We start from the raw sequence: 25,299 nt of genomic DNA, 5'->3' as shown, positions 1-25,299 counted from the left end.
TTACTATTCGTTTATCGCTTTTCTTATTTTTTGTGCTCCTATAAACAGTGCACCAATAATCAGGAGAAACATTCCAAATTTCCCGTAGTACCCCATTGTTTTATGATCAGTTTGATTCATATATGAAGCTGTTTCGCTTATTTCTTCCTTTTTTTCAACAAGGGCAACTGATTGAATGACATCCCCATTTTTATTTGTTAATTGCAGATGACCTTTTGACGTGACATTTTTTTGATAGAAAGCTGATGGGATTGTAATTAAAATATCACTATCATCAGTAGTAAACGTTTTGCCCGCTTTCTGAAAAACAGCAGATTTACTTATATAAGAATGTTTAAACTGTTCAAATCCGTAATCTAACAATACCTCTGTATCTTCATATACCCTGCTGTCATTCATCCCTTTCAAAACAATCGCCGTCAATTCCATCTTATTCTGAAGAGCTGTTGTAGCAAGTGTGAACTTAGACTCAGGTACATATCCAGTCTTTCCTCCGTTTACTGCTTCATAGGGGATTTCCCCCTTAAGCATTAAATGATGGGTTAAAAGAGTTGTGTCCCATGACTTCCCATGCCATTCTAGTTCCTTTTTTCCGTAAATTTCTCTAAATGTTTCATTTTGAAGGGCATAATTCGTTATTTTGGCTAAATCCTTTGCCGTTGAATAATGATTCTCATCGAAAAGACCGTGTGGATTTGTAAAGTGTGTATTCTTTACCTTTACTTTTACTGATAAATATTTATTTATTCCTTCTTCGTATTTGTCGCCATCAAGATGCTCGGCAATTGCAGCGGCTGCATCATTTCCTGAGTTAATGAGCATGCCCTGGATTAACTTTTTTAATGGAACTTTCTCCCCTTCCTCCAAAAACACACTTGTCCCATCCGTATCCGCCGCAGATTTACTAACAGTAACTAGATCCTTAAGGTTCCCATTTTCTATAGCATAAATAGCTGTGGCAATTTTAGTTAAGCTGGCTGGATACATTTTGTTATCAGCATTTTTTTCGAATAACACGGCCCCTGTCTCAGAATCTACAAGGATCGCCGCTTCACTTTCAATCTCCGGGCTGGAATCCTCAGCTGCGTTCACTATTTGAGCAGCTGATAGACATAAACAAAAAATTATTAGTGTTGAAAGAAAAGTTTTATTCATAATATTCCCATCCATATAATCATAATCTTGTCCATTATTGATTGTATCAAAACTTCTGCTGATTAAAAGATACGTCATGAAAATGTTACATAACTGTTAACCTCAAGATATTTATTGAAAAAATGCAAAAAATAAGCAATCCATCAGGATTACTTATTTCTTAGCTGCACCCTCCTCCACAGCTTGAACAGCTGGATCCTCCGCCTGAATCGCCACCTGAATCATTTGATGAGCAGCTGCTGCATCCATATCCAGAACAGGATGATCCTCCTCCACTCGCCTTTGCCTGTTTAATTGGAATTAGCGGATTCATATCATATGGAAACTCTTTCGGTGAATACATTGAGAAAAATACAGCAGCAGGAAGAAGTTTATAATAATCTTTGTCTGCACTTATACGAGAAAAGGAGCTGTCCTGCTCGTTATTCATCAGTACTTCTGCTTGGGATATTTCCAGCTTCATTTTACTGATTAAGTATCTTTTAATTTCTATCCAATCTTCTGTTGCTTTAAAATATCTTTCTAAAAGCTCATCATCTGATAGATTTTTAAAATCTTGAAGGATTTCTGGCTTTATTGGATGCCTTAAAAATCCGCCCCAAAGCAAACGGCTATTTATTGAGGACTGAAATAAACTTAAATAAATCCAATCAAAAAATGCTCTTTCTCCGGGTATCGGCTTTGAATCAATATTGGGTGTATGGTGTAAAAATCCTTTGTAAAACTTTTGCGAAAACTTTTCATAATCCTTTGTAAACATAAGCATTTCATGCCAAACTTCATCTACCCTCTCGCTAAACATCGGAACTGTCTTTAATAAACTGTTTAAAATAAAATATCTCTTCAACTCAAAATATGCCCAGTCAAAATCATGATCAGTCCAATTTGAGTTGTTTTGCAAAACACGATGCTTTAATTGATTTACATAGGTGGGAGGTAATGATGAGTGAAGGAGTTTTACGATATCCTTATCCCTAGGTTTTAAGATTCCTAGATTTGCAGGAATCGGATCATACTTTAGTTTAAATCTCCTTCTCTTTTTCCTGCTTTTTATAAGGAAAAAAACAATCAGAGCCCCAATAGCTAATAAGATAATGCCTTCCATATTCCATCCCCTTTCCGACATATGTATTTATTATATCTATAGTATGTATAATTTTTACAGCTATTTTGGCTAATTCAGGAAGAATGTACTAGTCATTACAATTCTAAAGTTATTATGAAAGAAAAATAAATAATTTAGACAAGTTCTGCCCCCCTATCAGCATATCTATAATAATGGACAAACATTTAATAGGGGGAGAAAGCAAATGCCATTTTTGATTTTGAAAAAAAGAGCCATCATCATGTTTTTAGTTATCTTCGCAGCTGTAGCCTCTGCTTCAATTTGGTTAATTGTTAACAAAGATGCTGTATCTGTATTTAGCCAAGAGCCAAATGAAAAGGTTAGAGAAATTCACATTGTGACAGGAGAATTTAAATCTAAGCTTCCAAATGGGAAAGAGATTGAGTCATACCGCTGGGACCCAGGAACGATTTTTGTGAAAGAAGGAGAAAAAGTAAATCTTATCATTTCTGGCGTGAATGGGGCTGAGCATCCATTTTCAATTGAAGGCACAGACATTAAAGGAATTGTGAAAAAGGGTGAGGATACGGTTGTCCCTCTTCATTTCAAAAAGGAAGGGATCTATAGATTAATTTGCCATACCCATCATGGAAAAGAACAAAATGGACCGATGATTGCTTATATTGTGGTGGACTAATTCAAGAAACAGCGTTGGGATTAATTCCCATCGCTGTTATTATTTATTTCCACCAATTGTCTTGCATGCTTGCCGGCATTCTTCTTTTATGCTCTGAAAGGTGATAGCGTTTTTCAATTTTTTCAACTGCATCTTTGCTTACTTGTTTACCCTCTAGATAATCATCCAATTCATCATATGAGATCCCAAGTTCGGTTTCATCTGCCTGTCCCGGTTTGAAGTCAAGAAGGTCTGCTGTTGGAACCTTTAAATAAAGCCTTTCGTCGGCACCTAATTCCTTGAGTAATGCCTTTCCTTGCCTTTTTGTTAATCCAGTTAGCGGAGTAACATCAGCACCGCCATCGCCAAATTTCGTGTAAAAGCCTGTTATGGCCTCTGCAGCATGGTCAGTGCCAATAACTAGCAACCCGTTCTCTCCGCCAAATGCATACTGGGCAATCATTCTCATTCTCGCCTTAACATTACCCTTTTGATAATCACTTAGCGGTTTATTGCTGACAAGTGAGTCATATTCTTGTTGTATCTCATCAACGGCTGATTTAATGTTAAAGACATATTCCCGATCAGCTTGAATAAATGAAAGTGCCAGCTTTGCATCCTCTTCATCCCCTTGCACTCCGTAAGGAAGGCGAACGGCGATAAAGGAGGCTTGATGGCCCTGATCCCTCAACTCTTCTACTGCCAGCTGAGCTAGCTTCCCTGCAAGTGTTGAATCTTGCCCGCCGCTAATGCCAAGAACATATCCCTTTGCTTTCGTTTTTATTAAATAATCTTTTAAAAAAGTAATTCTGCTTCTTATCTCTTCCTGTGGATCTATATGTGGATTAACATGCAATTTCTCCATTATTTCCTTTTGTATTGACATTTTCCTTCCTCCCGTTAAACGATGCTGACCTATTCCCCTTATCTCTTTTATAGCATGTTCACTTGATCTTTTATTCTTTGAATATGTTCCATTTTATTATCCCAACATTTCTGGCTTAAGTCGACCGGATACTCTGCTGGATTTAATGAACGTCTGTTCTCTTCCCACAGTAAAGCTAAATTGTCTTTAACAAATTGTTGAATGTCTGACAGTTTAGGAACCGTATACACAAGCTTACCATTTACAAATATATCTTTGTGCAGCTCTCTTGCTTCGAAATTAGAAACATATTTTTTAATATATGTGTGAACAGGATGAAACATTTTCAACCGTTTTTCCTCTTGTGGATTTTCATCCTCTAATGCAATATAGTCACCTTCAGATTTTTGGGTTTCTTTATTAATAATTCGATATACTTTTTTTAACCCTGGTGTTGTTACCTTTTCCGGGTTTCCGCTAATCTTGATCGTATCGACCATTTGACCCGACTCGTTCTCAATCGAGACGAGCTTATAGACGGCACCTAGAGCAGCTTGGTCATAGGCAGTAATTAGTTTAGTCCCAATACCCCATGAGTCTATTTTTGCCCCCTGCCCCTTTAAGTTTAAGATTGTATATTCATCCAGATCATTGGAGGCTACAATTTGGGCATTCGGAAACCCTGCTTCATCAAGCATTTTTCTCGCTTCCTTTGATAAATAGGCCAAGTCTCCGCTATCTAGTCGAATGCCAATAAAATTGATCTGATCTCCAAGCTCTTTTGCGACTTTTATGGCATTTGGTACGCCCGATTTCAATGTATCATACGTATCAACTAGAAAAACGCAGTCTTTATGTCTTCTTGCATATTTATGAAAGGCAGTATATTCATCTTGGTACGCTTGAACAAGTGCGTGGGCATGTGTACCTGAAACAGGAATATTAAAAAGTTTACCTGCCCTTACGTTAGATGTTGACTGAAATCCCCCTATAATAGCTGCTCTTGCACCCCAGATAGCTGCATCCATTTCATGTGCTCTTCTAGTTCCAAACTCCATTGCCGTTTCAGCGCCTAAGACTTCCTTAATCCGCGCAGCTTTTGTCGCAATTAACGTTTGATAATTAATGATGTTCAGAAGGGCTGTTTCAATTAATTGTGCTTGTGCAAGCGGTGCCTCGATTCGCATAAGCGGCTCATTCCCAAACACGAGTTCTCCTTCTGCCATCGAGCGAATAGATCCTGTAAATGTAAGGTTTTTTAAGTATTCGAGGAAATCCTCCCGATAACCTAAACCATCTCTTAAATAAGCAATATCACTTTCAGAGAATTGGAAGTGATTAATAAACTCTATTACTTTTTCCAGCCCAGCAAAGATTCCGTATCCATTATTAAATGGGAGTTTTCGAAAATATAAATCAAATACAGCCTTTTTATTATGAATTCCGTCTTCCCAATAGGTTTCTGCCATATTTATTTGATATAAGTCAGTATGTAGAGTCAGACTGTCGTCCGGATAATATTGATGCATGAGAAACCTCCTAGCAAAGTATTCATACTTCCATTTTACCCTCAATTTTCTATGATTACACGAAATTGAAAGCAATGTAAAAAACTAAACAAAATGACTAAATAGAAAAAGTCACTTTGTTTAGCTTTGATGTCTTTTTCTAACCAATTGATAAATAACAAAGGGCGTGCTTAGCAAAACTGGAAAAATATAATAGCTAAGCCGATAAAACATGATAATTAACAAGCTTAATTCTGCTGGAATCCCATAAGTCTCCATTCCAATAAGAAAAACGATATCAAATGACCCAATCCCACCTGGAATGAGGCTAATGATACCTGCACAAGCCGAAATAATCACAATTGGGAAAATGACTGAAAAAGGAACAGCAACACTCAATAAGTGGGCAATCCCCCATATACATATACCAACAAACAGCCATTCGAAAATAGAGATCGTTATTAACTCAGCAATAAAACCTTTTTGTAAGTTATCTAAGCTCCAAAACTTTTTTCTAAATGAAAAAAGAATAAGTAATACAGGTGTATAAGCAGCAATAGCCCATACGGCAAATTTCATAAACTTAATTTCATCATAAACATGCATATCCGTAAAGGCAACTTGCCAGGATAGAATCGATAATCCAGTTAAATAAAACAGAGATATCTTTGCAATGATTCGAATGACTGGAATAGAATCAGCCGCATATTTGCGATAATAAATGGATCGTAGGGTCGCTCCGGCTACCCCGCCAAACCCGACTAAATTTGAGAAAGCATTTGCAGATAATGAATAAAATATCAACAGTCTCTTTCGAACACGACTTCTAAAAATTTGAAAAAAAACGACATCATAAAAAAACATCGGAATTAAAGCGATCAATCCAAAGATAAATATCAAAATAATTCTCTCGAAAGAAAGCCGGTCTAAATATAGATCAATTAAATTCCAGTTAAAATCCCTAAATAAACCTTTTGCTTCATAGCTAATGATTAGCAAAATTAAGATAGGGAAGAAAACCTTTGCAATTGTTAATAACGTTTTCCGCTTTAAAAAAGACAAAATACCCCACCGTTCAATCAAATAGTCAATCCATCCTATATTCTATTACTTACTTAATTCTGGTACAACCATTATTATTTCGGTCTTACAAAATTGGATGGTGTTCTCAATTGCCCCATAGTAAAAAATGAATTATAATTTACCTAGTGCCCTAAAGTGCCGAGGTGAGTAAATGTTAGATTTTTTTATGGATGCTTTTAATATCCCAGCTGATTATGCTATCTATGTCAGTTTTATATTAGGGCTTATGATGAAGTTTTTATGGGTATGGAATATTCATTACTCTTTTCATGATTCATTAAATGATACAAATCGAATGGATTCTAATACAATTGCCCCAATTCAGCAATTGACGATGAATGATTATTGGAATCCGTTATTAAATTGGATATCAAAGTGTACAAGAAAAAAAGATGATCAATGTGATGACCCAGACAGTAACTCCTCCTATTTGCTAAGTTAAAACAAAACTAGGAGGAGTTTAACGAATGAAAAATAAGAAACATCTTTTTCTTTTTATGCTAATATCAGTCTCAACTTTATTATTATCGGCATGTTCTTCTCAAAATGGCCAAAGCAACGATGGATTTTTTCATAAAATTTTTGTCGAACCTTTCGCCTCTCTTATTCATGGAACAGCTGGTATTTTTCATGATAATTATGGGATTGCGATAATCATCATTACACTAGGCATTAGGCTGATTCTTATGCCGCTTATGCTAAAACAATATAAAAACCAGCGTGTCATGAAAGAAAAAATGGACGGGCTGAAGCCAGAAATGGACGAAATCCAAAAGAAATTGAAAGTAACAAAGGATCAGAAAGAACAGCAAAAGCTGCAGCAAGAATTAATGGGCCTTTACAAGAAGCATGGTGTGAATCCTCTAAATATGGGATGTCTGCCAATCCTTATTCAAATGCCTATTTTAATGGGCTTTTATTATGCGATAAGGGGATCAGAGGAAATTGCCGCCCACTCCTTCCTATGGTTTAATCTTGGCCATGCCGATATTTGGATTACAGCAGCTGCTGGGATTGTATACTTCTTTCAATTTAAGGTTTCACAAGCAACAATGCCTATTCAACAGCAGCAGCAGATGAAATTTATGGGGCTTTTATCACCGATTATGATTGTCATGGTCTCTTTAAATGCACCAGCTGCATTACCACTATATTGGACTGTCGGCGGTATATTCCTAACCATTCAAACAATAATTGGGAAAAAGCTTTACCCTTCGGAAAAAAAGGAAGTATTGCAAACATCCAGCTCAATAAGCGACAAATAAAACAGAGGGTGACTTGTTCACCCTCTTTATCTTTTCCCAATGATAAAGCCAAAAAATGCAAATGCGATGCCTAATAGATAGGTTAACGATAAATATGTAATAGCTTGAACCTTTTTATTCCTCTGCAGCAGCTGAACAGCCTCTAAGTTAAAAGTCGAATATGTGGTGAATGCCCCCATAAACCCTGTGCCGAGAAAAAAATGAATTTGCTCACTCTTCCCCATTCCGATAATAAGTCCTAATAAAAAGGAGCCCAATAAATTAACAAATAGCGTTCCAAAAGGGATTTTATTATGTTCCTGACTGTTCAATAGTAAAGAAAGTTTATACCTGCAAATAGCTCCAAAAAATCCGCCGATGCAGATCAATAATACATTTATAATCATTTTGCTTCCTCACGATTCCACAGGTCCACCATTGTAAAACCTAAGTAAATGGCAGCCAGCCCCCCAATTAAGCTAAAGAATACATATAAAAAGGCAAAAAAATACGAGCCCCGGTTCAATAATAGAACGGCATCCGTGCTTAATGTCGATAACGTTGTAAAGGAGCCGATTGCCCCCGTACTGATTGCCACCTTTAATTGCGGATTCATTTTCCCCCTTTGGCTGAATTTCTTTGTAAATATGCCTAAAAGCAGTGCTCCAATCATATTCGTTATAAGTGTTCCGATGGGAAATCCCACTCCCCAAAGGAATACAGAAATCGATATCAACAAAAATCTAAGAAGACTTCCTACTATACCCCCTATCCCGATAAAAACATATGTCAATATAATCTCCTGCCTTCATTATGGTTTATGAATCGAATCCGTCTGTCATTAATCACCTTTTATTACAAAAGTTCCATGGATATCATGGATATAAACATGGAAACATAATGGTGTAGTCTTAAAAAAGCAAAAGGGGGTACATTTATGAAAATGAAAGCGATCATTGCTTCATTATTTACAATGTCCATTCTAGCTGGATGTGGTGTTAATAATGATAATAATATGAATGATACAGCAATGAGAAACACCCGTGATAATTTGACAAGAGTAAACAATCCAGGCACGAATGATTTTAATGTTTTTGACGATAGGAATATGAGAAATACCAATTTAACTCCAGTTAGAAACAATAATAACGGGATAACTAATAATAACGCTCTAAACAATAATAACGCAAGAATGCGGGTAGCTGACCGTGTTGCTGACAAGATCGCTGCTTTGCCTGAAGTAGATCACGCAAATGTAATTGTGACAGATAATAACGCCTATGTGGCGGCACGATTAGTGAATAATCAAAATGGCTTATCCCGTGACATCGAACGGAAAATTGCTGATCAAGTGAAATCAGTCGATCGTAATATTAATGATGTTTATGTTTCGGTAAATCCTGATTTCTATGATCGAATGAACAATTATTCAACTGATATTCGTAATGGCCATCCGGTTGAAGGTCTTTTTGATGAGTTTACAACTAGTGTTCGTCGTGTATTCCCAAACCATTTTAATAAATAATTGTACCACAATAAAAAAGGACTTAACGAATAATGTTAGGTCCTCTTTTATTGATATTGGATAAATGTCTGTTTTCGCCTGCTCGTTTCCGAGTCATGTATCATTAGCTCATAAATAGTTTGTAATGCTTCAACGGCGTACTCCCCTTTATTTAACATAATACAATCCGCTTGAAGCCCCCTATACGTATCCGTTAGTTCAGCTCGTGATGGCATTCCTTTTTTTGTAAGTTGTTCAAGAACACCTGTCGCCCAAATAATAGGAATATGTGCAGCCTGACAAAGGGTGATTATCTCTTCTTGGATAGATGCTAATTTTGTAAAACCTAATTCAACCGCAAGATCGCCTCTTGCAATCATGATTCCAAATGAATCGAAATGAAGTCCTTCCATAATAATTTTTGATAAGTTATGAAAAGCTTCCTTTGTTTCAATTTTTGCTATGATCCCTATATTCTTCTTCGGCAATGGATGCAAGTGCATCCGAATTTTTTCTAAATCTCTAGGATGATGAACGAAGGAAAGTCCAATGGAATCCGCTAATCCATATACAAAAGGAAGAATATCAATATCAGTGTCTGTCATAGCAGGCATAATAAAGTGTACAAATGAATCTGGAAGGTTAAGCCCGCCTTCTTCACGAAGTTTCGTTATTTTTTTATTTGTTTTTAAAATGTTAATGCCTACCCATTGATCTGTAATAGAACAAACTTCACCGATGATTTTTCCGTCATTAAAAAACACCTTGTCTTTTAAAGAGACGTTTTGTAATGCTTTTGGCGAATTGATTGAAAAGACTTTAGATTCCTTTGCGAATAAATCTAGAGCAAGTTCATCTTTGATTATCGTAATCATATCTCCTGACAACACATTGAAATATGGTCTTTCTCCATCAACCTGCTTTTCAGGGTAATATATATTTTCCACTCTAATTTTTGGACCAGCTAATTCCATATGAATTTTACATGAATTTCTCTCCTGGCCAATTTCCAATTCCGCTTCTCGTATATGATCAACAAGCTTTTGCCATATTTCCGGAGAGTCATGTGCACAGTTGATTCTTGCAATATTCATCCCATGCGAAAGCAAATCCTTAATAATCTTTGGATTATCAAGCATGGATGAATGAAGAGTAACCATAACGGAAGTTTTTGTCCGACCGAACAGCCGCATATTACGGTCCTTTTTTATTTGATTGGAAATATGAGGACTTAAATGATATGGGGGAACTTGATCAATAACCTTTAAGTTATTTAACATTTTATTTATTGAGTAATGAATATGGGGGTGAATAGTTGAGAGAGATGATAGGCCTTCGTGTAAAAGATTGAAATTCACTTTCTCTGAAGAAATCTCTCTTAATTTAAGAAATGCTTTTAAATTTTCCTTACTAATAATAACTGGGGAGTTGTCTTTCATTTGTTGTTGTCCAACATACATAATGTTTTCATGTAGACTTGAAAGGATATTATATAATAAGTTTTGGTTTTCGTTCATAACATCTCTAATCATGCTTGCACCACCTCATTATGTATCACTCGCATATTAGTATATGGGTTCATCATTAAATGGTGTGATAAGATTTTTGAAATAAATAAAGCTGTCAACATGGGTTGACAGCTCCTTCGGATTTAAGCATTTTGAAAGTAGTCTTTATAATAACCACCGACATTGCCGGTATTATCAATGATAAAATAAAATTCATCTGTTTCATTTTTTACTTCATATTCTTTTCCAGCAGTTAATGCCCGATTGACAATATATTTTGCCGCATTTGTGTGGACACACTTTACTTTTTTTAATGTTGCCCGCTCATTCCAATTAAGATGAATCAATGTTGCCACTTCCTTTATTTTTAATCTTAGTATAATGAATATTAGCTGTTAGCTGCAACATGATTCTTGTTTTTTGTTGAACTTTGGGGATATCGGTAGAATTTTTTTCGTATGCTTTTAATTAAATGTTGTTCAAAAGTAAAGATCTCCGTTGTGATAACATTTTTCAACGTTATATAGCCAACCTCACAAATGTGATCTATTCTGATAAATTCAAGATGCTCATATAATGTATCTTCGTAAATCAATTCAAGTAAACGATAATCTGAGTAAGATTTCATTTGATGACCTTCTTTCTAAGAAGATGGCATTAGTTATTTACCACTTTCTTAGCCTGTTTAAAACATTACAGAAGGTCCTAATTATTAATAAAAATATTTCTACTGATATTATGTGCATTGGCAATGTGGGAGCTGATTAATGACCGGAAGTCTGCACAGCTTTTTCTTCATTCTGCTTTTTCTTTTTTCATATACATAATACGGAACTTTCTTATATTCCTCGGCTTTATATTGTTCCAGCTTTTCAATCACATAAATTTGCTCATACATATAAATTCCCCTCTCTGTTCTTCTTTCATTTTCATGATATCTAATTATTGGTAAATCCTCATTGACCATGAGAATGAATACTTATACAGCTTTAGACTGAGAGAGATAAATATAGAAAAACGCGTTGACATATGACAACGCGCACGAATTATTATTGATATTGTGAACCAAACAATGAAGTCGGCTGATTCAAAATTCTAGGCTCTAGCTTAATTAAAAATGGGCGTTCCCCCCGTGATTTTAACGTTTCATAGACAATTCCTTTTTCATCTAATGGTTCACAGAAGATAATTTCGGTTGGTCCGCAGTGAATCGTTGTTTTTTTCGTAAAGGAATCTGCATCGGATTCTATGTGTGTAATAGGAAAATCAAAAAGTTGTGACCATTCCTTAGCAGACTGCTCCCCATTATTACAGGCAATACTAATGGACTGAATGCGATGTTTTTCTAATTTCTGATCTATCATCCCAAGTTTTTTAAGTTCATTGAAACGATCCTCATCCTGCTGTTCCCATTCAATGAAAAAAGGCAATGGCAAGGTTGACTCTTGATTTATGAAGAGCATTTTCCATTTGATTGTCGTTCCATCCTTCCTTTTTCTGCTACCTGGAAAAATCGGAAACGTTTTGCACCCTTTATTTTCAAGCTCGTTCTTCACCGATAAAATATCTGTTGTACGGAAACAGATTTGACCAATCCCTTCTTCTCTTTGTAAATCTGTTACTAATTGTCCAATGAGAGGGTTGTCTGAGTTTTGTGCGATTTCTTCGTTTTCAATGGCAAGGAATTCGATATAGGAGGTGCTATTATAAATCAAGCTATTAAATGTTCCCCACTTTTCATGACTTCCACCCATGACTGCTTGAAAGCCAAGCTTTTCCCATTCCTCAATAGCCTTATTAGGATTTCCGTTAATAAAATGAACAATATGGTCAAGTTGCAGTTCCATATTAAACCACCTTCTCTATAATTAATTTGTTATTTAATCATACAAGCTCTAAATGGTTTATTTCAAATAATACTACTTACATACTCTTTTCATTTTTTTTGAAAATAGGGTTTTCAAATCGGACGGAAACGTTTAAAATGGAGTGAATAGAAAGAATATTCAATCCACTTACTTAGGAGGTAATGCTAATGAAGATTATGAGCAATGAACAGTTGGTCGTCTCTTATCGTGATGCATTAAAGTCTGGTTCAGAGAAAGAATGGGTTTGGATATTGAAAAAGGAAATTATTAAGCGTGGATTAAAGCCAATTAAGAAGTAGATTTTGATTTAGACCTGGGGCGGGAATTATTCTCGCCTCTTTTTATATGCAAAAAAGCAGAGTGGGTCTTCCACTCTGCCAAACATATTTTACGCTTCAAAAAGAAGTGATTCAGGGTCTTCAATTAATTCTTTCACACGTTTTAAGAACGTAACGGCTTCTTTTCCATCAACGATTCGATGATCATATGATAAAGCAATATACATCATCGGACGGTTTTCCATTCTCTCAGCATCAATAGCAACTGGACGAAGGTTGATCGCATGCATTCCTAAAATACCGACTTGTGGCCCATTTAGAATCGGAGTAGAAAGCAGGGAACCGAAAGTACCGCCGTTTGTAATTGTAAATGTACCGCCTTGAAGATCTTGTAAACCGAGCTTGTTATTTCTTGCTTTCGTTGCAAGATCCATAATGTCTTTTTCGATTTCAGCGAAGTTCTTACGGTCTGCATCACGGACAACAGGAACGACTAAACCTTCTTCCGTAGACACAGCAACACCGATGTCATAAAACTTCTTCAAGACAATTTCATCACCTTGAATTTCAGCATTTAAGAATGGGTTTTTCTTAAGTGCCGCAACTACAGCCTTTGTAAAGAAAGACATAAATCCAAGTTTTACATCATGTTCTTCAAAGAATTTATCTTTACGTTTTTTACGAAGGTTCATCACATTTGTCATATCTACTTCATTAAAGGTCGTAAGCATAGCTGCTGTTTGCTGTACTTCAACAAGTCGATTCGCAATCGTTTGGCGGCGGCGTGTCATTCGGATGCGCTCAACTCTTTTTTCTCCATCTTGCTTAATCGGTGCAGGTGCAGCCGCTTTTGGTGCTTGTGCCGGAACGCTGCTTGCCTGAGCTTGAGGGTTAAAGGTTGAAACATCTTGAGCGCGAACTCTTCCTAATGGATCAGCTGTAGGAACCTGACTTAAATCAATGCCCTTTTCACGTGCCATTTTTCTAGCCGCTGGTGAAGCAATTGGACGCTGTTGGTTTTCGTTAGCAGGAGCTTCCGCAGGAGCACTTGGCGCTGCAGGTTCGGCAGCCGCTTGTTCTTCTTGAACAGGTGCAGCAGGCTGTGCTGCTTCAGCTCCAGCTTGACCGCTTTCATCAATAATCGCAATGGTTTCACCAACATTTACATTATCGCCTTCCTGGGCTTTTAATTCTTTTAAGACTCCAGTAAAGTCAGAAATAATTTCCACATTTACTTTATCTGTTTCTAACTCAACTACGTAATCCCCTTTATTAACGAAATCGCCTGGCTTCTTTAGCCATCCCGCAATCGTTCCCTCTGTAATTGATTCAGCTAGTTCTGGTACTCTGATTTCGGCCACCTTAATTTCCTCCTTCATGCTTTTGCGTTAATGCTTCTTCAATAATGCGTGCCTGTTCAAGCTTGTGAATAATAGGGTCCCCTTCTGATGGGCTAGAACGGCGGCGTCTGCCAACATATACTACCTCTTCACCAAGGTCTGCAAGCATTTTCAATCGAGGCTCAACAAAAGTCCATGCCCCCATATTCTTCGGCTCCTCTTGAACCCAGAGAATTTCTTTAAGGTTTGGATAACGATTCATAATTTCCTTTATCCCTTCCTTAGGGAACGGATAGATCTCTTCCACACGTACAATATGGAACCAGTCTTGGCTCGCTATATTTTTAAGACTTTCAGCTAAATCAATGGCCATTTTGCCTGAAGCTAGTACTAAACGAGTCACTTTATCTGTTTCCTTGCCAAGTCCAGTCTGTTCAAGAACAGGCTTGAATTCACCTTCACTTAAGTCTTTCGCACTTGATGTGACAAGCTGGTGACGGAGCAGACTTTTTGGAGACATAATCACAAGCGGACGAACTTCTTCGCGATTTAAAATAGCTGCTTGTCTCCGCAAAATATGGAAATATTGAGCCGATGATGATAAATTTGCCACAGTCCAGTTATTTTCAGCAGCTAAAGTAAGAAATCTTTCCAGACGAGCACTAGAGTGCTCCGGCCCTTGGCCCTCATAGCCATGAGGAAGAAGCATTACAAGACCCGATTTCTGTCCCCATTTAGCACGGCCAGCTGCAATAAATTGATCAAACATCACTTGAGCAGAGTTAGCGAAATCACCAAATTGCGCTTCCCATAATACGAGTGTTTCAGGTGCAAACACGTTGTAACCATATTCAAATCCTAGTACCGCCATTTCAGATAACGGGCTATTATGAACAGCAAACGATGCTTTGGCTTTTGACATTAAATGTAGCGGAGAATACGATTTTCCGGTTTCGCTATCATATAAAACGATATTACGGTGAGCAAACGTTCCACGCTCAGAATCCTGACCTGTCAGCCGGATTGGAGTACCATCATTGATGATTGAGGCAAATGCTAATGTTTCCGCATGCCCCCAATCGACTTTTGCTTCGCCTTCTAATGCATCCAATCTTCTCTTTAAAATCTTGTCGAGTTTATTAAAAACAAGGAAGTTTTCTGGAAAGCCTAAAAGTTCCTTATTCATTTGCTTTAATGCTTCGATTGGGACAGCCGTATCAATTTTTGGCAAGCCCTTTTCAACCATTTCAGGCGGTTCCATATCTTCTATTTCAATCTTCTTATTTGGAACCTTTTCATAGGCGGATTTTAATTTATCGATGATGGCTTCTTCCATTTTCGAAGCTTCATCCCTCGTAATAGCTGCTTGGCTAATAAGCTTTTCCGCATATAAATCCTTTACCGTTAGTTCCTGATGGATGATTTTATACATTAATGGATTCGTTGTCATTGGTTCGTCCATTTCATTATGGCCAAACCTGCGATAACCAATTAAATCAATTAAGAAGTCTTTTTGGAATTTCTCTCTGTATTCACATGCTAATCTTGCTGCAGCCACACATGCTTCCGGGTCATTAGCATTCACATGAAGAATTGGAATTTCATAGCCCTTTGCTAAATCACTGGAATACCTTGTTGAACGGGAATCAGCAGATTCAGTTGTAAATCCAATCGTATTGTTCGCAATAATATGTATAGATCCACCAGTGTCATAGCCTTTCAGCTGTCCAAGGTTTAATGTTTCTGCAACAATTCCCTGACCTGGGAAGGCTGCATCACCATGAATAATAATGGAGAGCGCTGAACGGAAATCTACTTCAGGATATCCTTTTGCAGTGCGATCATCCTGTGCTGCGCGCGTATATCCTTCCACAACTGCCCCGACAAATTCTAAATGGCTTGGGTTATTAGCCAGTGTCAACCTCGCAATGGTTGTATTTTCATCTTTAATTTGCTTATCCAGACCAAGGTGATATTTTACATCCCCTGTCCATCCATAGCTAATGCCAATGGAGCCTTCAGATGGAACAAGTTCTTTATTAGGAGCGTGCTGGAATTCCGCAAAAATCATTTCATATGGCTTTCCTAGAACATGCGCAAGAACATTAAGGCGTCCACGGTGTGCCATCCCAATATTTATCGTTTTCGTTCCATTTGAAACGGATTCAGAAACGATTTCATCAAGTAAAGGAACCATTGAGTCAAGCCCTTCAATGGAAAACCTTTTTTGTCCTACAAAAGTTCGATGCAAATACTTTTCAAATTCCTCTACTTCAGTAAGTCTTCTGAGGATTTTCGTTTTTTCTTCAGCCTTTAAGTTCAAGTTTAATTTATTCGATTCTACCTTTTTTCTTAACCATTCTTTCTCATTCTCATCATCTACGTGATGAAATTCGAAAGCAATTGTGCCCATATAAACCGATTTCAAATATTCAATAGCATCGAGCCCGTTTCTAAGTGGAATCTTTGCTTCTGTACAAATAAGATTAGCAGGGATTGCATTTAAGTCTTCTTCCGTTAATCCATATCGAGAAAGTTCGAAAAGGTTCTTCTCTCGTTCTTGATTTTTTAATGGATAAATATCAGCTGCACGGTGGCCGTAGAATCTAATATTATCCGCAAGACGAATAGCCGCTAATGTTTTCTCTAACTGATTAGATGATGTGACTGCTGGCATTGTCTCTGATTTTGGGAAATGACTATTCTCAGCAACAGGTGAACCTGCTTCATCGAAATAAGCTCTCATTTCCGGATCAATGGAGTTAGGATCTTGTAAATAGTTTTCGTACAACTCAATGACATAGCCAAGGTTAGGACCATAAAACCCTTGATTAATTGGCCGCTCACCATTCAATGGCTTTTTCATGAAAAAAACCTCCACCACTATATTTGAAAAGTTTTATATCCATTATTCTTTCCCTAAAAAATGTTTCAATGAGAAAAACCGGATAAATGTATATTTAAATTAACATTTAAAAGAATAATAATATTTTTAGGGTTTAAATAATTTCCAAAGTCATTTTAACACGTTAAAGTTAGATATTCAAAGGTTTTACACATGGATATAGTAGAAAATAATCTCAATTAAAAATCTTATTTCACTAAAACAATTCCCAGTATTTTCTGAAACAGCTAGATTGCTTGATCTAATAGGAAAGACAGCGTTTTCATTATTTCTTGGCTTTCTGGCAAATGAAGCAAATCAAAAATTATTAATAAAAGAGGATTGACTTTTCTGAAAGTTAAAGTGTAAACTTATAGAAAATTAAAAATGATTTCTTATCAAGAGAGGTCGAGGGTAAGGCCCAACGACGCCTCAGCAACCATCAATCGCGAATTTGATTGAAAAGGTGCTAATTCCTGCAAGTTTTTTGTTATTAAAAACTTGAAAGATAAGAAGAGTGACTATGTAAACAATGAAAAGTCTTCTTCTTAAGAAGGCTTTTTTATTTGTTTTAAGACAAAAGGAGTGCTGACAATGTATAAAACGGACACGATTCTTGCGCAAATTGGTAATCGCAGTGAAACAGTCACTGGAACTGTAAATCCCCCTGTTTATTTCTCGACAGCTTATCGACACGAAGGGATTGGACAGTCCACTGGCTTTGATTATATCCGAACAGGAAATCCAACAAGATCCATATTGGAAAAGACAATTGCCGAGCTTGAAGAAGGAGATCAAGGTTATGCGTGCAGTTCAGGAATGGCTGCGATTATGACGGTCCTCTCCATTTTCCAATCAGGCGATGAATTAATAGTTTCAAAGGATCTATATGGCGGGACATATCGTTTATTCGAACAAGGATATAAAAAATGGGGATTAAGTTGTAGATACATCAAGGACTTTTCAGCAGAGAATCTGGAAAAGGAAATGACAGAAAAGACAAAGGCTATTTTCATTGAAACTCCTACAAACCCTTTAATGGAGGAAACAGATATTACAGAAGTGGCTGAATTTGCTAAAAAGCATCAGCTGTTGCTAATAGTCGATAACACATTCTATACCCCTATTTTACAGCAGCCAATTAAGCTCGGGGCAGACATTGTCATCCATAGTGCAACGAAGTATTTAGGCGGACATAATGATGTGCTAGCTGGATTAATTGTTGCAAAAGGAAAAGAGTTATGCGAGTCATTAGCTATGCACCATAATGCTGCAGGCGGGGTATTAAGCCCATTTGATTCATGGCTGCTTATTCGCGGAATGAAAACTCTCTCACTTCGGATGGAACGACATGAAAAGAATGCTCAAAAACTAGTTCAGTACTTATCCGACCATGAAGCTGTAATTGATGTCCTCTATCCTGGCCGCGGAGGAATGATTTCATTTCGCATTAAGGACGAATCGTTTGTGAATCCGTTTTTACAAAGTCTTTCCCTCATTTCATTTGCGGAAAGCCTTGGGGGTGCAGAAAGCTTTATCACCTACCCTGCTACCCAAACACATGCCGATATTCCTGAACATATTCGAATTGAAACCGGAGTTTGTAATCGATTATTGCGTTTTTCTGTAGGCATCGAGGATGCTGACGATATCATTCAAGATTTAGAATTGGCTTTCGCTAAAGTTTTGGAGGGGGTTACACTATGAGTAATGAAGTGAGCTATCAGTTTGAAACGAAGCTATTGCATAATAATCATAAGTACGATCCAGTCACTGGTGCTGTAAGTGTGCCGATTAACCATGCCTCCACCTTTCATCAAACAGATTTTGATTCATTTGGGAAATATGATTACGGCAGAAGTCTGAATCCGACACGTGAAGCTCTTGAAACAGTTATTGCTGAGCTGGAGGAAGGGACACATGGTTTTGCATTTGCTTCGGGAATGGCAGCGATCTCAACCGCCTTTCTTCTATTATCAAAAGATGATCACGTTTTAATAACAGAGGATGTTTATGGCGGCACCTACCGATTTGTCACCCAAGTATTAACCCGTTTTGGAATTGCACATTCGTTTGTTGATATGACGGACCTAGATGCCGTTCAAAAGGCGATATTGCCTAATACAAAGTTGTTTTACGTGGAAACCCCATCGAATCCGCTCTTAAAAGTGACCGATATTAAAGCAATTGCTGACTTGGCAAAAAAGCATGGGGCCTTAACATTCGTTGATAATACATTTTTAACACCGGCCTTACAAAAACCGCTTTCTTTAGGTGCGGATGTTGTTTTACATAGTGCCACGAAATTTTTATCCGGACATAGCGATGTCGTTGCTGGCCTTGCTGTCGTAAAGGATGCTGAGCTGGCTAAAAAACTAGGATTCTTGCAAAATTCTTTTGGTGCTGTCTTAGGTGTTCAAGATGCTTGGCTTGTTATAAGAGGGATTAAAACCTTACATGTCAGACTCGAACACTCAACGAATTCGGCTAGAAAAATTGCTTCATTTTTAAAGGAGCATCCTGCCATAAAAAATGTATATTACCCAGGATTTGAAGACCATCCGCAATATCAAATCCAATCTAAGCAGGCAAATGGGCCAGGAGCTGTTCTGTCATTTGAACTTGAAAATGAACAGGCAGTTAGAGAGTTTGTTTCTAAAGTGAAAATCCCTGTTTTTGCGGTTAGTTTAGGAGCTGTTGAGTCAATCCTCTCCTACCCTGCTAAAATGTCCCATGCTGCCATGCCTGAGGCTGAACGTGAATTTAGAGGAATTAAAAGCGGTCTTCTAAGGCTTTCAGTAGGATTAGAAAATCCAGATGATCTTATAAAAGATATCACTTTAGCTTTAGCTGAATCCGGTAAACTTGTAGAAATCAATTAGCACTAAGGAGGATGACAATGAGCTTCCTAGAGAAATTGAAAAATGAGATCGTGATTGCTGATGGCGCGATGGGAACGCTTCTTTATTCGTATGGAACGGATAGCTGCTTTGAGAATTTAAATCTTACTCATGCTGAGCAGATCCAGCAGATACATGAAGCATATATCCATGCAGGAGCAGATCTGATTCAAACGAATTCATATGCTGCCAATTATTTGAAGCTGCAAAGGTATGGGCTTGAGGATAGTGTAAAAGAACTTAATACGTTTGCAGTCAGAAATGCGCGGAAAGCAGCGAAAAAGGATACTTATGTAGCTGGAACAATTGGCGGGATTAGAGGAATTAAGCCCAATATGGTCGCTCTGGATGAAATAAAAAGGAGTTTTAGAGAACAGCTCTATTGCCTCCTGATTGAAGGCGTAGATAGTATATTACTAGAAACCTATTATGACCTTGAGGAGCTTGAAAATGTGCTGGCCATTGCTCGAAAAGAAACTGATTTACCGATCATAGCCCAAGTTTCGCATCATGAGGCTGGTATTTTGCAAGACCAAACACCTGTTTCTGAAGCCCTTTCAAGATTAGAATATTTAGGTGCAGATGTCGTCGGGTTAAATTGCCGGGTAGGCCCTTATCATATGCTTCAGACATTGGAAAATGTTCCACTGCCAAAGCATGCATTTCTATCTGCCTATCCAAATGCCAGCATTCCTGCTTATACAGATGGAAAATTTCATTATGAAGGGGATTCAGAATACTTTAGACAATCAGCACGTAATTTTCGAGACCAAGGTATTAGACTATTGGGAGGCTGCTGCGGCACGACTCCTGATCATATTCGCGCATTTGCATCAGAACTAAAAGGATTGCCGCCTATTAAGGAAAAAACCATTAAAAAACGCAGTGAAATAAAAATAACAAATTCTCCTACTGCTATTCGAGAAAACCCTCCTTTACATGATATAGTCAAGGAGAGGTCTTCTATTATCGTGGAGCTTGACCCGCCTAAAAAATTAAATACAAACAAATTTTTCGAAGGTGCACAAGCTTTGAAGGATGTTGGCATTGATGCGATTACGTTAGCGGATAATTCACTTGCTTCTCCAAGGGTATGTAATTCTGCCCTCGGCTATCGTGTTAAAAAGGAAATTGGAGTAAGACCATTGGTGCATATTACATGCAGAGACCGAAATATCATTGGCCTGCAGTCCCACTTAATGGGGCTTCATACACTTGGTTTGCATGATGTATTAGCTGTAACAGGTGATCCGGCGAGAGTTGGAGATTTCCCAGGGGCATCCTCCGTTTATGATTTATCATCATTTGAATTAATTCAGATGATTAAGCAGATGAATGAAGGCTTATCGAGTTTAGGAAAGGATTTAGGTGAAAAATCTGCCTTTTCCATTGGTGCCGCCTTTAATCCTAATGTCAGAGCAGTCGATAAGGCGGTACAGCGACTTGAGAAGAAAATTGAATTTGGGGCTGATTACTTTATAAGCCAGCCTGTTTTTTCAGAGGAAAAATTAATTGAGGTCCATCAAGAAGTAAAACATTTAAAAAACCCGATATATATTGGCCTAATGCCATTAATCAGCCATAAAAATGCAGAGTTCCTGCATAATGAGGTTCCGGGAATCAAAATATCCGATTCCATTCGGAAAATTATGGCTGATTACAAGGATGATCCAGTTCGCGCGGCACTTGAAGGGATTGCAATAACTAAATCTCTCATTGATGCTGCTGCTGAATTATTTAACGGAATTTATTTAATTACTCCGTTTATGCGATATGAATTAACTGTTGAATTATCAGCATATGCCCACGAAGCAAGTGCCAAGATTGCAAGGAGGAAACAGCATGCAGAAGTCACAATTAATTGAACAGCTAAAGAGTAAAATTCTCATTATGGATGGCGCTATGGGAACAATGCTACAGAACGCCAATTTAACTGCCGATGATTTCGGAGGCGAGGAATATGATGGCTGTAATGAAAATTTAAATATTACTGCCCCTTCTGTCATTGAAAAAATCCATCTGGAATATTTGCAAGCAGGAGCAGATATTGTTGAAACAAATACGTTTGGTGCAACAAGTATTGTCCTTGATGAATACAATTTAGGGCATAAAGCCTATGAAATTAATAAAAAAGCTGCCCTTCTTGCACGTAAGGCTGTCGATCAGATTTCAACCGCAAAATGGCCGCGATTTGTAGCAGGTGCTATGGGACCAACAACTAAGACACTTAGTGTAACCGGCGGAACTACTTTTGAGGCGTTGACACAATCATATGAAGAACAGGCTATCGGATTAATTGATGGTCAAGCTGATCTGCTTCTTCTTGAAACGAGTCAGGATATGCTGAATGTGAAAGCTGGTTTTATCGGCATTCAAAACGCATTCAAGAAAACAGGCAAAAAGCTGCCTTTAATCGTCTCAGGAACGATTGAACCGATGGGAACCACATTGGCCGGACAGTCAATCGAAGCATTCTATATTTCATTAGAACATATGAAACCGTTAGCGGTTGGTCTAAACTGTGCAACTGGGCCAGAGTTTATGCAGGACCATATCCGCTCCCTTTCAGGTCTTGCTTCATCAGCAGTCAGCTGCTATCCAAACGCTGGGCTTCCTGATGAAGAAGGAAATTATCATGAAACACCAGAATCACTTGCTTTGAAATTAGGCGGATTTGCGTCTGAAGGCTGGCTGAATATTGTTGGGGGCTGCTGTGGAACAACTCCTGCCCATATTAAAGCCATTGCTGATGAAATGGAGAAATATCAGCCAAGAAGCTATGAAAAAAGCACAACCCATAAAGTATCCGGAATCGAACCATTTATCTATGATGATCCAACTCTTCGACCTATCATGGTTGGCGAAAGGACGAATGTCATTGGGTCACGAAAGTTTAAGCGATTAATTAAGGAAGGAAAATTTGAAGAGGCTGCTGAAGTTGCCAGAGCACAAATTAAAGGCGGAGCTCACGTCATCGATGTTTGTCTTGCTGATCCAGACCGTGAAGAAATTCAAGATATGGAAAATTTCATCAAAGAATTGGTCAAGAAAGTAAAGGCCCCCCTTGTGATTGATTCAACAGATGACGCTGTTATCGAAAAGGCTCTTACGTATTCACAAGGAAAAGCGATTATTAATTCTATTAATCTTGAAGATGGCGAGGAAAGATTTGCAGCTATCGCTCCTCTTATTCATAAATATGGATCAGCTGTTGTCGTCGGGACAATTGATGAAAAAGGCATGGGTGTGACAGCTGAGAAAAAGCTGGAAATCGCCAAGCGTTCCTATGACTTACTCGTCGGCAAATACGGCATCCAGCCAGAAGATATTATTTTTGATCCGCTTGTCTTCCCTGTCGGTACAGGTGATGAACAATATATTGGAAGTGCAAAAGCAACGGTTGAAGGCATTCGTTTAATTAAAGAAGCAATGCCAGAAGTCCAAACTGTACTAGGTATAAGCAATGTTTCCTTTGGCCTCCCTCCTGTCGGGCGTGAAATTCTAAATTCTGTATTTCTTTATCATTGCACACAGGCGGGTCTCGATTATGCCATTGTGAATACAGAAAAACTTGAGAGATTCGCTTCTATTCCGAAAGAAGAGGTTAAATTAGCTGAGAAACTATTATTTGAAACAATGGACGAAACGCTAGCCGCTTTTACAGAGTTTTACCGAGATAAGAAAAAAGAACAAAAAAGCATTATGCCGGATATGACTTTAGAAGAACGCCTCGCCTATTATATCGTGGAAGGAACAAAGGAAGGCCTACTTCCAGATCTGGAAGTTGCTCTACGCACCTACCCTGCCCCACTTGATATCATTAATGGGCCATTAATGGATGGGATGAAGGAAGTTGGCCGTCTATTTAATGATAACCAGCTGATCGTTGCTGAAGTTCTGCAAAGTGCGGAGGTCATGAAGGCATCTGTTTCTTTCCTTGAGCCTCATATGGAAAAGGATGATACGAGTGCGAATAAAGGAAAAATTGTTTTGGCAACGGTTAAGGGAGATGTCCATGATATCGGAAAGAACTTAGTCGACATCATCCTAAGTAATAATGGATTTGAAGTCGTAGATCTTGGAATTAAAGTCCCTCCTTCTGAACTTGTAGAAACAATCAAGAAGGAAAAGCCAGATATGGTTGGCCTATCAGGGTTGCTTGTGAAATCTGCACAGCAAATGGTCCTTACTGCGCATGATTTAAAACAGGCTGGCATTGATATTCCCATACTTGTTGGCGGGGCTGCTCTGTCTCGTAAATTCACAGATACGAAAATCGCTAAGGAATATGATGGTCTTGTTCTCTATGCGAAGGATGCGATGAATGGCCTCTCGATTGCCAATCAGCTGCAAGATCCGGTTGAATTTGAGAAATTAAAAAGCGAACAATTAGAAAAGCAGGAAGCGGCTCAAAACGCGGTTCCGTTTGATAGAAGTTCGATTGCTGTCGCTACTGCAGTGAAAGTTAGACCAGCATTAAATACAAATGTACCTGTTTTTACACCACAGGATCTAAAAAGAAAAATATTAAATTCCATTACGATTTCACATATCGAGCCTTATATAAATAAGCAAATGTTAATTGGTCATCATCTTGGCTTAAAGGGTAAATTGGAAAAGCTTTTAGCAGAAGGTGATGAAAAGGCAGTTAAAATGAACGAAATGGTAAACGGGTTAATTGAGGATTCAAAGACGAATGGCTGGATTACGCCTGCTGCTGTCTATCAATTTTTCCCTGCACAATCAGATGGAGATAAGGTTCTCATATACAATGAAGAACAAACTGAAATCATTGAAACCTTTGAATTCCCAAGACAAGAGGCTGAGCCTTATTTATGCTTGGCTGATTTCTTAAAACCAAAGATAAGCGGACAGATGGATTATGTTGCCTTCTTTACCGTTACGGCGGGAAGAGGGATCAGGCAAGTGGCCGATCAATTAAAAGAGCAAGGACGGTTCCTTGAATGTCATGCCCTGCAATCATTAGCTTTAGAATCAGCTGAAGGGTTTGCAGAGCTCGTTCACAGGCAAATTCGAGATCGCTGGGGCTTCCCTGATCCAGTTGATATGACAATGAAAGACCGCTTTGCCGCTAAATACCAAGGTCAAAGGTTCTCATTTGGGTACCCAGCTTGTCCGAATTTAGAGGATCAGCAAAAGCTTTTTAAATTAATCACTCCAGAGGACATTGGAGTAAATCTGACAGAAGGTTTTATGATGGAGCCTGAAGCATCAGTATCAGCCATTGTTTTTGCTCATCCTGAGGCTAGGTATTTTAATGTTGCGAAGGCCTAACCCTTTTTCATGACAAAAAGCCAAAAACGTTGAAACTTTATTCAACCGTTTTTGGCTTTTTTTATTCTGTCATTCTTTAATGCTTCCAAAAGCAGTGATGAATGTAAATTATTTAGTTGGATAAA

At 38.0% G+C, this 25,299-nt stretch carries 23 protein-coding genes and 1 riboswitch; of the genes, 9 read left to right on the top strand and 14 right to left on the bottom strand.

From position 1 onward, the window contains the following. Nucleotides 1-3: 3 nt before the first annotated feature. Complete coding sequence (locus AR328_RS00745) at nt 4-1,155, bottom strand: D-alanyl-D-alanine carboxypeptidase family protein (protein ID WP_066290078.1); 1,152 nt, start codon at nt 1,153-1,155, stop codon at nt 4-6. A gap of 160 nt (nt 1,156-1,315) precedes the next feature. Further along, entirely contained in the window at nt 1,316-2,260 is a 945-nt protein-coding gene (locus tag AR328_RS00740; protein WP_066287938.1) for a hypothetical protein, read from the bottom strand. A 205-nt stretch (nt 2,261-2,465) separates the two neighbouring features. Here AR328_RS00740 and AR328_RS00735 point away from each other — a divergent pair, with 205 nt between their 5' ends. Continuing rightward, nucleotides 2,466-2,918 (top strand): hypothetical protein, encoded by a 453-nt coding sequence (locus AR328_RS00735; RefSeq protein WP_066287933.1) that lies wholly within the window; start codon nt 2,466-2,468, stop codon nt 2,916-2,918. Between the two features lie 43 nt (nt 2,919-2,961). Here the strand turns inward: AR328_RS00735 and nadE are convergent, their stop codons facing one another. The 3 genes from nadE to AR328_RS00720 form a co-directional block, all read right to left on the bottom strand. Then, complete coding sequence (nadE, locus tag AR328_RS00730; protein ID WP_066287928.1) at nt 2,962-3,783, bottom strand: ammonia-dependent NAD(+) synthetase; 822 nt, start codon at nt 3,781-3,783, stop codon at nt 2,962-2,964. A gap of 47 nt (nt 3,784-3,830) precedes the next feature. After that, entirely contained in the window at nt 3,831-5,291 is a 1,461-nt protein-coding gene (locus AR328_RS00725; RefSeq protein WP_066287925.1) for a nicotinate phosphoribosyltransferase, read from the bottom strand. A gap of 120 nt (nt 5,292-5,411) precedes the next feature. Next, the gene (locus tag AR328_RS00720; protein ID WP_066290072.1) at nt 5,412-6,332 is read right to left on the bottom strand and encodes a lysylphosphatidylglycerol synthase domain-containing protein; all 921 of its coding nucleotides are present in this window, start codon (nt 6,330-6,332) and stop codon (nt 5,412-5,414) included. 172 nt (nt 6,333-6,504) lie between these two features. Between AR328_RS00720 and AR328_RS00715 the strand changes: the two genes are divergently transcribed. Both AR328_RS00715 and yidC read left to right on the top strand, forming a co-directional pair. Next, on the top strand, nt 6,505-6,795 hold the full coding sequence (locus AR328_RS00715) for a hypothetical protein (RefSeq protein ID WP_066287922.1): 291 nt from the start codon (nt 6,505-6,507) through the stop codon (nt 6,793-6,795). A 25-nt stretch (nt 6,796-6,820) separates the two neighbouring features. Continuing rightward, nucleotides 6,821-7,618 (top strand): membrane protein insertase YidC, encoded by a 798-nt coding sequence (gene yidC / locus AR328_RS00710; protein ID WP_066287918.1) that lies wholly within the window; start codon nt 6,821-6,823, stop codon nt 7,616-7,618. A 26-nt stretch (nt 7,619-7,644) separates the two neighbouring features. On the opposite strand, the gene crcB (AR328_RS00705) is transcribed toward yidC, so the two are convergent. After that, nucleotides 7,645-8,004 carry a fluoride efflux transporter CrcB gene (gene crcB / locus AR328_RS00705; RefSeq protein WP_231734726.1) on the bottom strand — a complete coding sequence of 120 codons (360 nt, stop codon included), beginning with the start codon at nt 8,002-8,004 and terminating at the stop codon, nt 7,645-7,647. Beyond that, nucleotides 8,001-8,390, bottom strand: a complete 390-nt coding sequence (gene crcB, locus AR328_RS00700) for a fluoride efflux transporter CrcB (RefSeq protein WP_066287916.1) — start codon at nt 8,388-8,390, stop codon at nt 8,001-8,003. Before crcB (AR328_RS00700) ends, crcB (AR328_RS00705) begins: the two co-directional genes overlap by 4 nt. A gap of 144 nt (nt 8,391-8,534) precedes the next feature. Between crcB (AR328_RS00700) and AR328_RS00695 the strand changes: the two genes are divergently transcribed. Beyond that, a complete protein-coding gene (locus AR328_RS00695; protein ID WP_066287914.1) occupies nt 8,535-9,122 on the top strand; it encodes a YhcN/YlaJ family sporulation lipoprotein in 588 nt (195 codons plus the stop codon). A 47-nt stretch (nt 9,123-9,169) separates the two neighbouring features. On the opposite strand, the gene AR328_RS00690 is transcribed toward AR328_RS00695, so the two are convergent. The 5 genes from AR328_RS00690 to AR328_RS00675 form a co-directional block, all read right to left on the bottom strand. Further along, the gene (locus tag AR328_RS00690) at nt 9,170-10,633 is read right to left on the bottom strand and encodes a pyruvate kinase (RefSeq protein ID WP_066287912.1); all 1,464 of its coding nucleotides are present in this window, start codon (nt 10,631-10,633) and stop codon (nt 9,170-9,172) included. A gap of 119 nt (nt 10,634-10,752) precedes the next feature. Further along, nucleotides 10,753-10,956 (bottom strand): DUF6501 family protein, encoded by a 204-nt coding sequence (locus AR328_RS00685; protein ID WP_066287910.1) that lies wholly within the window; start codon nt 10,954-10,956, stop codon nt 10,753-10,755. Nucleotides 10,957-10,997: 41 nt separating this feature from the next. Next, complete coding sequence (locus AR328_RS00680) at nt 10,998-11,237, bottom strand: hypothetical protein (RefSeq protein ID WP_066287908.1); 240 nt, start codon at nt 11,235-11,237, stop codon at nt 10,998-11,000. A 108-nt stretch (nt 11,238-11,345) separates the two neighbouring features. Further along, the gene (locus AR328_RS22425; protein WP_156422625.1) at nt 11,346-11,507 is read right to left on the bottom strand and encodes a hypothetical protein; all 162 of its coding nucleotides are present in this window, start codon (nt 11,505-11,507) and stop codon (nt 11,346-11,348) included. 151 nt (nt 11,508-11,658) lie between these two features. After that, complete coding sequence (locus tag AR328_RS00675) at nt 11,659-12,456, bottom strand: VOC family protein (RefSeq protein WP_066287904.1); 798 nt, start codon at nt 12,454-12,456, stop codon at nt 11,659-11,661. A gap of 188 nt (nt 12,457-12,644) precedes the next feature. On the opposite strand from AR328_RS00675, the gene sda reads away from it, so the two are divergent. Beyond that, the gene (sda, locus tag AR328_RS00670) at nt 12,645-12,776 is read left to right on the top strand and encodes a sporulation histidine kinase inhibitor Sda (protein WP_066287900.1); all 132 of its coding nucleotides are present in this window, start codon (nt 12,645-12,647) and stop codon (nt 12,774-12,776) included. An 89-nt stretch (nt 12,777-12,865) separates the two neighbouring features. Here the strand turns inward: sda and odhB are convergent, their stop codons facing one another. Together odhB and AR328_RS00660 are read right to left on the bottom strand one after the other, a co-directional pair. After that, complete coding sequence (gene odhB, locus AR328_RS00665; protein WP_066287896.1) at nt 12,866-14,116, bottom strand: 2-oxoglutarate dehydrogenase complex dihydrolipoyllysine-residue succinyltransferase; 1,251 nt, start codon at nt 14,114-14,116, stop codon at nt 12,866-12,868. 1 nt (nt 14,117) lies between these two features. Continuing rightward, nucleotides 14,118-16,961: a 2-oxoglutarate dehydrogenase E1 component gene (locus tag AR328_RS00660; RefSeq protein WP_066287893.1), complete on the bottom strand. Its 2,844-nt coding sequence runs from the start codon at nt 16,959-16,961 to the stop codon at nt 14,118-14,120. Between the two features lie 410 nt (nt 16,962-17,371). Continuing rightward, a riboswitch (SAM riboswitch) is annotated at nt 17,372-17,494 on the top strand. A gap of 79 nt (nt 17,495-17,573) precedes the next feature. On the opposite strand from AR328_RS00660, the gene AR328_RS00655 reads away from it, so the two are divergent. Genes AR328_RS00655 through metH form a run of 4 tightly spaced genes read left to right on the top strand, consistent with a single transcriptional unit; the run spans nt 17,574 to nt 25,174 of the window. After that, nucleotides 17,574-18,686 (top strand): methionine biosynthesis PLP-dependent protein, encoded by a 1,113-nt coding sequence (locus AR328_RS00655; RefSeq protein WP_066287891.1) that lies wholly within the window; start codon nt 17,574-17,576, stop codon nt 18,684-18,686. Next, entirely contained in the window at nt 18,683-19,861 is a 1,179-nt protein-coding gene (gene metC / locus AR328_RS00650) for a cystathionine beta-lyase (protein WP_066287886.1), read from the top strand. The genes AR328_RS00655 and metC overlap by 4 nt, the downstream gene beginning before the upstream one ends. 17 nt (nt 19,862-19,878) lie before the next feature. After that, complete coding sequence (locus AR328_RS00645) at nt 19,879-21,744, top strand: bifunctional homocysteine S-methyltransferase/methylenetetrahydrofolate reductase (protein WP_066287884.1); 1,866 nt, start codon at nt 19,879-19,881, stop codon at nt 21,742-21,744. Further along, the gene (gene metH / locus AR328_RS00640; protein ID WP_066287881.1) at nt 21,722-25,174 is read left to right on the top strand and encodes a methionine synthase; all 3,453 of its coding nucleotides are present in this window, start codon (nt 21,722-21,724) and stop codon (nt 25,172-25,174) included. The genes AR328_RS00645 and metH overlap by 23 nt, the downstream gene beginning before the upstream one ends. Nucleotides 25,175-25,299: the final 125 nt, after the last annotated feature.

Origin of the sequence: Bacillus sp. FJAT-29937 (genome assembly GCF_001509555.1) — a bacterium.
Lineage (GTDB): Bacteria > Bacillota > Bacilli > Bacillales > Cytobacillaceae > Cytobacillus.
The sequence above is the reverse complement of the archived record's forward strand: the minus strand, read 5'-3'. Positions and strand labels throughout refer to the sequence as shown.